The organism is Zemynaea arenosa (assembly GCF_004614185.1).
Taxonomy (GTDB): Bacteria; Pseudomonadota; Gammaproteobacteria; order Burkholderiales; family Burkholderiaceae_D; genus Telluria; species Telluria arenosa.
Map to the genome: position 1 here is coordinate 32920 of NZ_SPVF01000099.1, position 11438 is coordinate 44357.

Here is an 11438-nt window from a genome sequence, read left to right on the forward strand (position 1 = left end):
CTCCTTACTTGAGGATATCGAGTGCGCTGCCGCCCTTCGCAGGCGGATTCGCGGCCGTGGTGGTCTTCATGCGCGGACCGCCCGTGGTCTTGGGCTTCTCCACCAGCCGGCGCTCGCCGATCGCGCCGCGCAGCAGTTCCGCCAGTTCCTCGGCTTCGCTTTTCACGTTGCCGGTCAGGTTGTTGCGGTTCGAGAGGTCCGCCAGGGATTTGCTGGTCACGCGCAGGCCGCTCACGGCGATGATGCTGCTGGCCAGCAGGTTGTCCGGCTCGCGCTTGAGCGCTTCCGTGGAGTAGGTGATCGCCTCGCCGTAGTTGGACTGGTCGAAGCGGATCTGGGCGAGGCGCAGCCACGCCGTCTTGTCCGTGTCATGCTGCTCGGTGGCCTTGCGCAGGATGCTGATCGCTTCTTCGGTGCGGCCGGCCCGCAGGGCATTGTCGGCATCGCCAAGGTACTTCTCGATCGGCTGGACGGCCGGTGGCGGTGCCTGCACCTGCGGAGCCTGGCAGGCCGCGAGCGCCGCCAGACACAGGCCGCCCGCAGCCATCTTGATGTGCTTCATTTGTGCCTCCCGTTCGATTTCCGAGAGGTCATTATTGCGATCGAATAAACCGCCAATTTGCGACAGATCAAGCATTGCGAGCCCGCCGTTACGCGGGGAAACTGCTTGAGCTACCTCAAAGTTCAGAATTCCAAACCCGCCGATGCTGTCGGTTCTCTTGACATCCCCTGGAGACCACTGGTGAGCACCCCCGGAAAAATCCTCTGGAGTGAAGGCCTGTTCCTCCGCCCCCAGCACTTCCAGCAGCAGGACCTCTACCACGAGCTGCGCGTGCAGCAGATGGCCGCCAGCCTGCACCCATACGCATGGGGCGTGCGCGCCGTGACCGTGCACGCCGATTCCCTGCGCGACAACGTGCTGAGTCTCGATGAACTGTCGTTGGTATTCCGCGACGGCGAGATCGTGCGCGCCCCGCTGCCCGATGCCCTGCCCCATCCGCTCAGGCTCGCCGAGGTCCCGGCCACCATCACCGAAGTGGTGGTGCATGCCGTGCTCCCGCGTCTCAAACCACAGGGCCAGAACGCGGATGGCGCCGAAGCGCGCTACACCTGCGAGAGCCGCTCCGTGCAGGACCTCTACACCGAAGCCACCGACGCCCCGGCGCCCAACCTGCGCCCGCAAGTCAGGCTGGTGACACATCTCGAACCGCTGGAGGGCTACGAATCGATCCCGCTGGTCCGGCTGCGCCGCCTGTCCACCGGCGGCTGGGAGCAGGACCGCGACTACATCCCACCCAGCATGTCGATCGCGGGTGCGGGCAGCCTGCATTTGAAGCTCACGCGGCTCATGGAAAAGCTGCTGGCCAAGGTGCACGCGCTGTACGGGCACCACCGCGAGCCATCCCGCAACGTGGTCGAACTGCGGGGTACCGATGTTTCGTCGTTCTGGCTCCTGCACACGGCCAGCGCGGGCTACGCGGCGCTGCTGCATGAGCTGCACAATCCCGGCCTGCATCCCGAGCGCCTGTTCCAGACCATGCTGGGCGTGGCCGGCGGGCTGATGGCCTACTCGCGCAGCTACAAGCTGGAGGACCTGCCCAAGTACGAGCACGAGAAGGCGGGGGAATCCTTCGCAAAGCTGGACGCCATCATCCGCGAGCTGCTGGATACCGTGATATCGGCACGCTACTTCGCCATCGCGCTGTCCTCGGAAAAGCCGGGCTATCACACGGGCGCACTGGACTCGGGCCGCATCGATGCGGCCACCACGCTGTACCTGGCCGTCGGCGCGGACATGCCGGCGCTGGAGCTGGTGGAGATCGTGCCGCTGCGCTTCAAAGTCGGCGCGCCGGACGACGTGGACAAGCTGGTGCTGTCCGCGCTCCCCGGTATCCGCTTGCGGCACGCACCGCAGGTGCCCTCCGCGGTGCCGGTGCGGCCCGAGACCTGCTACTTCACCATCGAGAACAAGGGCAACCTGTACGAAGCGATGCTGAAGGCGCAGGCGATTTCGATCTATGTTCCGAACGGGATCCGCGATCTCCAACTCGAACTGATAGCGGTGGCCTCATGACCCAGAACATCGAACGGCGCGCGGCGCCCTCCCTGCTCTCCGCACCGCGGCCGGTGGCGGGTACGCTGACGGACTTGCTGTACGAAGGCTTCTATGCGCTGTTCCTGCTGCGCAGCGGGTGCGCGCCCAAGGACAGCGAGGGCTTCGACCAGCAGCTCACCCAGTTCTTGCTGGACGTGGACCAGAAGGCACGCGTGGCGGGGATTCCGGCGGAGGATGTGGAGTTGGCGCGCTATGCCTTCTGCGCGGCGGCGGACGAGATCGTGCTGCGCTCCCCGTTCCCAGTCCGCGAGGCTTGGGAGACCAGGCCTTTGCAGCTGCGGATCTTCGGTGACCAGCTGGCGGGAGAACACTTCTTTGAAAAGATGGACGACCTGCGGCACCGCGGGTCGGCGCATCTGCAAGTGCTGGAGGTGTACCACATGTGTCTTCTGCTGGGGTTCCAGGGGAAGTACGCGCTGTCGGGCCAGGAGAAGCTGAAGTACCTCACCGCGCACCTGGGTGAGGAGATTGCCCGCATGCGCGGGCGGACGCGCGCCTTCGCACCGCATGCCGCGCGGCCGGACAATGTCTCCAACAAGCTGCGCAGCGACCGCTCGCTGATGATCCTCGCCGCACTGTTCGCGGCGTCCGCGCTGTGCGCCTTCGGTGCCTTCCGCTACACCCTCTCCCGCGACGCGGACAACTCACTGGCCGGCTACAACGACCTGGTCAAGCTGCCGCCCAAGGCCGCCAGCGTCACCATCACCCTTCCATGACAGTTTCGTCATCCCAAAACGGGTAGTCCGTGTAACCCCGCCCGTCGCCCCCGAAGAAGGTCGCGGGATCGGGGGCATTCAGCGGGAGCCCGCGCTGGAGACGCAGTGGCAGGTCCGGGTTGGCGACGAAGGGGCGGCCGAAGGCCACCAGGTCGGCCCAACCGCGCCGTAAGGTTTCCTCCGCCCGCTCCAGCGTATAGCGCCCAGCGCTGATGATCGCGCCATCAAACGACATCCGCAGCGCCTCGCGAAACGCCGTCGGCATGTCCGGCGCATCGTCCCAATCCGCTTCCGCAATATGCAAATAGGCGATGCCACGCCGGCTCAGCTGCGCGGCAGCCACCGTGTAGGTGGCCAGCGGCGCGGCGTCGGCCGTTCCCTGCAAGGTGACGAGTGGCGAAATCCGCACGCCGACCCGCTGCCGGCCCACCGCGGCCACCACCGCATCCGTCACTTCCAGCAACAACCGCAGCCGATTGGCGAGCGAGCCGCCATACCGGTCCGTCCTCAGGTTCGTGCTGGACGCAATGAACTGGTTGAGCAGGTAACCATTGGCCGCATGAAGCTCGACCCCATCGAAGCCGGCCGCCAACGCCCGCCGCGCCGCATGCACATAGTCCAGCCGCACCGATTCGATCTCGTCCACCGTCATCGCCCGCGGCGGCGTCGCAGACACCATCTCTACTCTCCCCGCCACCGGCCCACGCCGGTCCGCATCGACAAACACGCGCAAACGCTCGTCCGCCACGGACGATGGCGCAACCGGCGCTCCGCCGCGCGGCTGCAGGGACGCGTGCGACACCCTCCCCACATGCCACAGCTGCGCAAAGATCCGTCCACCCGCCGCATGCACCGCGGCCGTCACCCGCCGCCAGCCCTGCTCCTGCTCCGGCGTATGCAGTCCTGGCGTCCACGCATACCCCTGCCCCTGCTGGCTGATCTGCGTACCTTCCGTGATGATCAGCCCAGCCGAAGCCCGCTGGGCATAGTACTGCGCCATGGCCGCGGTCGGGACTCCGTCCACACTTGCCCGCGCCCGCGTCATCGGCGGCATGACGACGCGGCTGCGCAGCGTGAGTCCGCCCAGTTCATATGCGTTGAACAGCATGGCTCACTCCGTCCCTGCAGGACCGCCGAACAGCAGGCGGTCATCCAGCAGCCGCGCCATCGCCGCGTAACCCGCATCGCCAGGGTGCAGATGATCGCCGGAGTCGTATTTGGGAAGCAGCCGCGCTGGATGCGACGGATCCCGCAGCAGTGCGTCGAAGTCCGCCACCGCATCCGCGCCGCCGCGGGTTCGAATCCAGTCGTTCAGCGCCTTGCGCACCTGGTCCTTGGACACGCTGTAGTGCCCCTCCAATGGCGTCCCCGCAAGGGCGTGCTCGAACGGCGGCACGGTGCCTAGCACCACACGTACACCGTGGCTGCGCAGAAGTGCGACCAGCTGCTGGTAACCCTCCACCAGCCGCTCCAGCGTCATTGGCAGTGCCTTCGGCGCGAACGGGCCGCCCGGCCAGCCGATATCGTTGGTGCCGATCAGGATCACGGCGGTCTTGACGCCGGCCTGCGCCAGCACATCCTGCTCCAGCCGTGCCAGCGCACTGCGCCCCATGCCATCGGCCAGCAGCTGCCCGCCCGAGATTCCGGCATTGATGACCGGGATGCCTGTTGGGGACAGGCGATCTGCCAGCTGGTCCGGCCAGCGCCGGTCCCGCTCCGGCGTCGACCCGTTCCCATCGGTGATCGAGTCGCCCAGCGCTACCACCACAGGCTTGCGCGGCGCCGACACCAGGAGCGCTGACAGGAACATGCGCCCGCCAAAGGCATGCGCTTTACGGCCGGGTACCTGGCCGGTGTGGTCGCCGTCCTGCACCAGGGCCGTCTGCTGCGCGCCCCAATGGAAAGTGGTCACCGGAGTCGCAGCAGGGAACCAGGCCGCCGTCCACACGCTCGCCAGCGGCGCTACCGCGACCGGGACAGGGTCGCTCACGGCCTCGGCGCCCGGCGCAATCTCGACCGCGCGGCGGCCACCAAACAGCACGCGGTGCACGGAAGTCTGCCCGTCCACGCGTACGGACGCGCCTCCGATCCTGAGTGGCTGTGCACCATACCGATTGCTGTAGACCACCCGCAGCGCCGGCCCGCCCACGCTGACGCGCGTGCGCTCGAACACCGTCTCGTCCCGTAACTCGGAAGGGACATTCATCGGCAGGACGAAACTCCTGTCCCATGCGGGCTGCGGGCTGGCGTACCAGGACGGCATCCACTGTGCCTGAGCGGGCGCCAGCGTGAGAAGTGCGGCCGCTGCCAAGCCTGCGGCTGCTGAAAAATTCGACATGACGTCTCCTGAAATTGACGAATGAGCCGCCACCTTAAGTCATTCCATCGTCGCCCAGAAGCTGTCAAAATAGACTATCTCTTATTCGAAAACGGAATGGAGCTCCAAACGGAATGGACCACATCCGCACGCTGCACCTGTTCGTCCGCTGCGTCGAACTGGGGAACTTCTCTGCTGCCGCCCGCGAGGCCTCGACGTCGCAGCCGACCGTCAGCAAGGCGCTCGCCGCTCTCGAACAGCGCATGGGCGTGCGCCTGCTGGAGCGCAGCACCACGAGCGTGATGCCGACCAGCCAGGGCATGCGCTTCTATGAACGCATCAAGCCAATGCTGGAGCAGTACGACGAGGCCATCGCCGATGCGAAAGGGCTGCGCGACCAACCGGAGGGACTGTTGCGTGTCAACGCGCCAGTGGCCCTGGGGCAGCTGCACGTGAGCCGCTTCGTGCGGGAGTTCCTGGACGTACATCCCGGGGTAGAGGTCGAGCTGATCTTCAATGACCGCATGGTCAACCTGGTGGATGAAGGCGTGGACGTCGCGGTGCGATTGGGGCCGGACTTGCCGCCGGGAGCAATCGGCAGGCGCATCGGCGCATCGGAGCGCGTCCTCGTGGCCTCCCCTGTCTATCTCGCGCAGCACAAGGCACCGCGCCAGCCGCGCGATCTGGCCGATCACCAGTACGTGCGCTTTGCATGGTCTCCGGCGGAGCTGGTGCTAAAGGCCGATGGCCGGACCGAGACCGTGATGGCGCCGGGACGCTACCGTGTCAATCATGCGATCGCGATTCGGGACGCGGTGCTGGAGGGTGCGGGGGTGGGGTTGTGTCCGCGCTGGCTGGTGGCGGAGGAAATGAAGAGAGGAACACTGAAGCGTGTGCTGCCGCGGTGGACCGGCCAGGCGCAGGAAATCCACCTGCTTACGCCGTCGCGGCGCTTCCGCCCGGCCCGCACAGCGTTGTTCCTTGACTTCCTCGCGGCCAGGCTGGCGGCGCTGCCCGGCGTCTCGCCGGCGCGCTGACACCGGCGGAGCGTCACCGGGGCCACAAGCCAATGTGCCAATGCGCCGGTGCCGTCCCGGCTCCGGCTCTACTCAGTCAGCGATGCGGAACTCGATGCGCCGGTTACGCGCCCGGCCTTCGGCGGTGGAGTTGTCGGCGACCGGGCGGTCCGGGCCTTCGCCGGCCGCGGTCATGCGGTCGGCCGGGATTCCCTTGGACTGGATGTACGCGACCACGGCTTGCGCGCGGGCCTGGCTAAGCGCGAGATTGCTGGCGCGGGAGCCGACATTGTCAGTGTGGCCCGCAACCTGCACGCGCTTGCCCTTCACCTGCTGCATGGCCGCCGCCATCTGGTCGAGAATCGCCTTCCCGGACTCGGTCAGCGTGGCCTGGCCGGACTCGAATTCGATGATGCGGTTCGCCAGCGCGGAGTCCAAGACCTGCTGGTCCTGCGCCGCGACCCGCAAACCATCGCTGACCGTGTAGCTCGGATCCAGCGACGCCGCCATCCGTGCGGCGACCTGCTGGCGATGCGCGTCGCTGGCCACCTCGCCCCGTACGGCAACGGTGTTGCCATCCACCTTGAGCTGGCCGTGCGAGATGAGCTTCAGGTCCGTCGCCACCAGCCGCCGCACCGCTTCGCTCCACCCCGGCGGTGCTGATACGCTGCCCACCGCCAGCTGGTCGACTACGCGATCGGCCCTATAGACCTCCTTCAAGCGCGCGATCAGGGCCGCGCGCGTGGCTTCATCCGGCACGGTGCCGCTGGCGACCACCGGCGCGGTCTCGCCCGCGGGCGCTGGCGCCGCAGCCAGCAAGAAAGCCGCCAGCGCGGCCAGCACGAGTCGCTTGATCGTCATGATGCCTCCCCCACAAAGGTCTGCAGGAACAAATCACGTGTCAACCGCAGCGGCATCTGCGGCTGCTCCAGGTAGCTCGCCAGCACCCGAAAGTCGATGCCTGCGCCCTGCTGCTCATCCACCCATGCCGTATCGCCAAAGTCCACCTGCAGGTCGCGCGCCAGCAACGGATCGATAATCGCCTGCATGGTCCGCGCGCTCGCCCCGGCGAACCCGATCACCAGCACCGGCTCCTGCCCGATCCGCGTGACGAACAGCGCCAGCTCCACATCCCGTCCGCGCAGGAACGGCGCCACAAGCGTCATCCAGAACGCCGCCACCGCAAAGCGCGCGCTCGCATTCTCCGGCAGCGGCAGCACCAGGCTCTTTTCCAGATCCTCCGGCGCGTGCGCCAGCACGGGCCGCAGCACCAGCCCAAGCGCGAGGATCAGCCGGTGGGTGTCCGCGCGGCCCAGCAGGGCCGCCAGCGAGCTGATAGTCCCAGTATCCAGGAAGGCATCCAGCGCCGTGCCGCAATGCTCCGCCAGCGCACCGCTTTGCTCGTGCGCCAACGCCAGATGTGCGGTCGGGTCGGTGGCCGCGGTGACGCTATGCGCCAGCGTGGCCATCCCCGTCCACAGCGGCGCCAACACCAGCGGGCACTCGCGCAGGAAGGTGCGCGGCTCCGCCACGTCCACGGTGCGCATCAGCAGGAACGGAAAGCGCCGGCCCGACTGGTCGCTGCTGCCCACGATGTGGCCCGCGATGGCGTGCCTGCGCTGCGGGCCGACGAAGACGAAATGCAGCGGCGCCATAGCGTCGTAGTGAAACTTCCAGCGCGCGTCCGCAGGCAGCGCGGCCATCACGGAGGCCAGCCATTCATCCAGGATGCCCAGCACCGCTCCGTCGTGGGTGGACTTGACGAAGTCCGTGCGACTGGGGAGCTTGCCGAAGTAGCCGATCCGGTGCGGCTTCATTGCACACCTCCCGCCGCCGCGACGCGGGTGTCAGGGCGGCCGACGATGGTCTCCGGCAGCCGCAGGCCAGCGAAGCCCCGGCGGCCCGCATCGCCGCTGCCGCTGCTATCGGGGCTGCTGACCTTCTTGAGGTCCACGCTGAGAGACACACTGCCCTTCGTCCAGCGCAGGCTCCAGATGTTGGCGGCCTTCTTCTGCTTTTCGGCCTCCGTGATCATGCGTTCCAGCGCCGATTCGCCCGCCTCGTTGAACACCTCCACCGTGCGGCCGTCCGAGGTGACAACGGAGATGCGCACACTGCGCGTGCCCGGGCCGGGCGACACCATGTTGGTCCACACCGGCGTCGTGTTCTTGTAGCGCAGCTGCTGCCCGTCGATTTCAATGGTGTACTCCTGCACACCCGGCACGATGGCTGGCAGGAGCTGGAACACCGTCTGCGGCCCGCCGCTGGCGGCCACGCCGTTGTTGGCCAGCGGTGCCACCCATCCGGGGAAAGCCGAGATGACCTGCGGCGACAGCGAGATACCGATGTCCGCCCAGCGTCGCGCCTCGATCATGTCGCCGCGCCGTACCACCAGCGGGCCGAGGGCCGTGGCCACGAACCTGGAAACGGCTCCTTCCGGCCCGAACACCTGCCCGATCTCCACGCTGCTGGCCTCCATACGCGAGGACGGGTCGAACGGGTATTTGCCCGCCAGCGTGGAGCGGAACGGCGTGACCACCTGCGCCAGCCAGGTCTTGTTGATTTCCGCCTCGGAGGGCTGCACGATCACGGCAAAGGTCTGCATCAGCGGGCGCACCAGCAGGGGGCGCAAGGCCTGCTTCTGCGCGTCGCTCATCCCCACCAGCATCTGCTCGTCCACGAATTTCAGCGCCTCGGAGAGCTCGGAACCGCTCCCTTCCAAAGTCTGTTGCATGAACTGGCGCGCACCGGGACCGGGATCGCCCTGGTTTTTGAGCTGGTTAAGGCGCGAGCGCAGGCGCGATAGCTGGCCGAGATAGGCGTTCATCAGCGATGCATCCTTCTCGGCCGACAGGAGCTTGGCGACGCCGGCGAATTCCTGCGCGATGCGACCCTTGTCGCCGCCGGCCAACTGCGGCACCTCGGACTGCATCACGGATGGCGTGCGGCGCAGGATCTTTTCACGGAACCAGGCCATCACCCCCCGCTCCGCCTTGGCGGCGACAGCGCTGCCGCCACCGGGGCCGTCCCACGCGGTTTCGGCGTACACGGTTTTCATCAGCGTGGCCAGCGGTGAGGCTTGCGGATCGCCGAGGCGGTTCATCGCGCGCACACTGGCGTCGAAGCTGGGCATCTCCAGCACCGTCACGCCCTGCACGAAGGCGCTCCATTCCTTCACGTAATCGGTCTTGTACAGGTCGGTGAGAGCCTTGCGAATCTGGTCTGGACTGCCCTCCAGCGTCAGATCGTCATTGGTGGCGGTCTTGAGGACCCAGTCCGTGCTTTGCAGCTCCTTGCTGGCGGCATCCCGGATGGCGCCCTGCACGTAGCCATCCCACGCGACGCGCGTGAAGGCGCCTGGCACGGCGTGGCTGCCCGCGACGAGGGCCTGATCCTGTTCACCGAGCAGGCGCGCCACCGTCACGGACGGGAAGCGAGTCGAGGCACGCGCGCGGATATCGGCGTACACGCGGTCGCGCGCGGAGCCGCCGCGCACCACGCGGCGCAGGTTCTCGCGCGTGGTGTCCAGCAGGCCAAGCTTGAGCTGCAGCTGGGGCCAGGCGGGGTCGCTCACGTGCGCGAGGTAGAAGGTCATCAGGCGCTCGGCGCTGCGGATCATCTGCTCCTTGGGCATGGCGCCACGGTTGGCCTCCAGCCACCCACGCCAGTAGCGCGCCAGCTGGTCGTTCAGGTGCCCGGTCTCTACATGCTCCTTGTCGCCCAACATGAGGTAGGCCTTGAGGACGTTGTACGCGTCCGTGACATTGGTGGCGGAGGGCGCGGCGGCGGCGGGTTTGGCGGCGGGATCGAGATCGCTGGCGTGGGCGTTCACGTCGGCCAGCATGGCCTCCATTGCCGCGGCGGTGGGTTGCAGCATCACCTCGCGCACGCCCGCGAAGTATTCCTCGCGCAGCTTGCGCTCCAGCGCATCGCCCTGGAACAGGCCAAAGGACAGCATCGCAGGCGTGCTGTCGCGGTAGGTCTCAAGCTGCTCGATGCGGGCCTGCAGGATGTCGAGGCCTTCCAGGCGCGCCTGCAAGCCGGTGGCGCGTGCCTGCAGGTGCGCCACCTTGTCCAAGTCCGCACGCACACTGGCGATCAGCTGGCGGTTGTTGGTGAAGGACCAGGTCCACCCGGCCAGCAGCACGCCCAGGGCCAGCGCGGAGAGCGCGAAGGCACCTTGCTTCAGGCGGTCGTGCAGGGGATTGGCAAAGCGCGTCACCAGCTCCTTGTCCGCAAAGATCACGTTGCGGAAGAGGTCCCGCAGGAAGAAACCGCCCTGCTGCTCCGTACCCGTCAGCGCACCATCGGTGAAGGTCAGGTTGAAGCGTGCCGCCACGCGTTCGGACGAGAGGTTGTGCACCTCCCCTTCCTGCAGCGCACTGGTGAAGTAGAAGCCGCGGAACACCGGCTTGAACTGCCAGGTATTCTCGTCGAACAGGGTGGCAAGGAAGGCGCGCAGCTGCGGCTTGACGGACGCGAATTCGAGCGGAAAGGTGAACACGCCCGGCCTGCGCGCGCCGGACAGGCCGAGGTTCGCCTGGCTCATCTCCTTGAGGCCATCGTGCAGCTCGTCGAAGTGCTCGTCGAAGAAGGACAGCACATCCTGCGGCGTGCGGCGGCGGTTGTACCGGATGGTCGCGCCCCAGATGCGGTCGCGCTCCACGGGATCTGCGTCGTGGAAGAAGTCCGTGAAGCCGGCGATCAGGTCCGCCTTGGTGAACACCACGTACACCGGCGCGTGCACGCCCAGGCGCTCGGTCAGTTCCTGCACGCGGGTGCGCAGGTGGCGGGCCAGTTCCATGTTGGTGTCGGGCGGGCCTTTCATCAGGTCCGACAGGCTGGCCGCGATGATGATGCCGTTGATCGGCGCGCGGCGGCGGTAGCGGCGCAGCAGGGACAGGAAGCCGAACCATTCGGCGCGATCCTCTTCCTGCACGGAATAGCGGCCCGCGGTATCGAGCAGGATGCCTTCGGTGCTGAAGAACCAGTCGCAATTGCGGGTGCCGCCCACGCCGCGCATGGCCGCGTTGCCCGCGAGCGGGAACTGCAGGCCGGAGCTGGCGATCGCGCTACTCTTGCCTGCGGACGGGTGGCCGATGACCATGTACCACGGCAGCTCGTAAAGCGCGGCGGCGCCGCGCGCCAGGCCGAGCTTGGAGGTCTTGATGGTGGTGATGGCGTCGGCCAAGCCCTGGCGCAGCGCGGCGACATCGGGCCTGGCGTCCGGCGGCGCGGCGGCGACGGTCTCGCCCAGCAGGCGGCCCTGGCGG

Annotated in this window: 9 protein-coding genes; 3 read left to right on the forward strand and 6 right to left on the reverse strand. The window is 67.4% G+C overall.

Going from position 1 to position 11438, the window contains the following annotated elements:
- Nucleotides 1-4 precede the first annotated feature (4 nt).
- Nucleotides 5-562: a tetratricopeptide repeat protein gene (locus E4L96_RS07140; protein ID WP_167758622.1), complete on the reverse strand. Its 558-nt coding sequence runs from the start codon at nt 560-562 to the stop codon at nt 5-7.
- A 180-nt stretch (nt 563-742) separates the two neighbouring features.
- Here E4L96_RS07140 and tssK point away from each other — a divergent pair, with 180 nt between their 5' ends.
- Together tssK and icmH are read left to right on the forward strand one after the other, a co-directional pair.
- Nucleotides 743-2074, forward strand: coding sequence for a type VI secretion system baseplate subunit TssK (tssK, locus tag E4L96_RS07145; RefSeq protein ID WP_135206520.1), 1332 nt, complete (start codon nt 743-745; stop codon nt 2072-2074).
- On the forward strand, nt 2071-2832 hold the full coding sequence (gene icmH / locus E4L96_RS07150; protein WP_135206521.1) for a type IVB secretion system protein IcmH/DotU: 762 nt from the start codon (nt 2071-2073) through the stop codon (nt 2830-2832). Before tssK ends, icmH begins: the two co-directional genes overlap by 4 nt.
- On the opposite strand, the gene E4L96_RS07155 is transcribed toward icmH, so the two are convergent.
- Complete coding sequence (locus E4L96_RS07155) at nt 2819-3940, reverse strand: alkene reductase (RefSeq protein WP_135206522.1); 1122 nt, start codon at nt 3938-3940, stop codon at nt 2819-2821. The two genes, icmH and E4L96_RS07155, sit on opposite strands and share 14 nt — an antisense overlap.
- Nucleotides 3941-3943: 3 nt before the next feature.
- Nucleotides 3944-5170 carry an SGNH/GDSL hydrolase family protein gene (locus E4L96_RS07160; protein ID WP_135206523.1) on the reverse strand — a complete coding sequence of 409 codons (1227 nt, stop codon included), beginning with the start codon at nt 5168-5170 and terminating at the stop codon, nt 3944-3946.
- Nucleotides 5171-5283: 113 nt separating this feature from the next.
- Between E4L96_RS07160 and E4L96_RS07165 the strand changes: the two genes are divergently transcribed.
- On the forward strand, nt 5284-6186 hold the full coding sequence (locus E4L96_RS07165) for a LysR family transcriptional regulator (protein WP_135206524.1): 903 nt from the start codon (nt 5284-5286) through the stop codon (nt 6184-6186).
- A gap of 72 nt (nt 6187-6258) precedes the next feature.
- Here E4L96_RS07165 and E4L96_RS07170 read toward each other — a convergent pair whose 3' ends face one another.
- The 3 genes from E4L96_RS07170 to tssM all read right to left on the reverse strand — a co-directional run.
- Complete coding sequence (locus tag E4L96_RS07170) at nt 6259-7026, reverse strand: OmpA family protein (RefSeq protein ID WP_135206525.1); 768 nt, start codon at nt 7024-7026, stop codon at nt 6259-6261.
- Nucleotides 7023-7982 carry a type VI secretion system-associated protein TagF gene (gene tagF / locus E4L96_RS07175; RefSeq protein WP_135206526.1) on the reverse strand — a complete coding sequence of 320 codons (960 nt, stop codon included), beginning with the start codon at nt 7980-7982 and terminating at the stop codon, nt 7023-7025. Before tagF ends, E4L96_RS07170 begins: the two co-directional genes overlap by 4 nt.
- Nucleotides 7979-11438, reverse strand: a 3460-nt coding sequence (tssM, locus tag E4L96_RS07180; RefSeq protein ID WP_135206527.1) for a type VI secretion system membrane subunit TssM, incomplete at its 5' end; no start/stop codon positions are given. The genes tssM and tagF, both read right to left, overlap by 4 nt.